This window comes from Pseudoalteromonas sp. S3431 (assembly GCF_000690035.1).
GTDB lineage: Bacteria > Pseudomonadota > Gammaproteobacteria > Enterobacterales > Alteromonadaceae > Pseudoalteromonas > Pseudoalteromonas fuliginea.
In genome coordinates, this window is the sequence record NZ_JJNY01000070.1 from 1 (window position 1) to 563 (window position 563).

The following is a 563-nucleotide window of genomic DNA, read 5'->3' on the forward strand; positions in this document are numbered from 1 at the left end:
GCTAAAATAGCGAGGCACGAGCACAGCCAGCTGTTTTTAGTCCTTTGCAGTGACTTGTTATACGTACCTGCTACATAGCGCTGAAATATGGTAACGCTTCTGCCAACTGCTCTACAGATAATAATGCACCAGACTGATCTTCGATAGCAACACCATTATATTTAGTATTAATAATTATTGCTGAAGTAAAAGCTACTTGAGATTCCTTCGGGTTGCCGCCAAACCTAAATTGATAAACAACACCTTGCTTATAATTGTTTGGCAATAATGTTTTAAATTGCTCGGGAAGTTCATTGGTAGAATAAGAATAAAGCTCAACACCAGCCTTTTGACCATCAAGGGTGACAGGGATAAAACCTGAATGTTTTTTTAGCTCGATATTCGGCGAGTACTCAATTAGATAGCCAAGTTCATTGGCGGTTTGATTTAATTCTCTAGTGTTTGGTTCAATCTCAAGAGCTAAAACAACAAACAAACTCATCGACATGATTTACTCCATTTTTAATACAAAAGTTTAATTTAACATCCAAACTTTAAGTACGTATAACGAGCCTGTAGATTAA

The 563-nt window shown here is 36.8% G+C and carries 1 protein-coding gene; it reads right to left on the reverse strand.

Annotation, left to right across the window (positions count from 1 at the left end):
• Positions 1 to 70: 70 nt before the first annotated feature.
• Positions 71 to 487, reverse strand: coding sequence for a hypothetical protein (locus DO88_RS03825; protein ID WP_033030974.1), 417 nt, complete (start codon positions 485 to 487; stop codon positions 71 to 73).
• Positions 488 to 563: the final 76 nt, after the last annotated feature.

What these genes read in the sequence shown, in the direction of transcription:
- DO88_RS03825 (WP_033030974.1), bottom strand. Translation starts at nt 487, where the DNA reads ATGTCGATGAGTTTGTTTGTTGTTTTAGCTCTTGAGATTGAACCAAAC.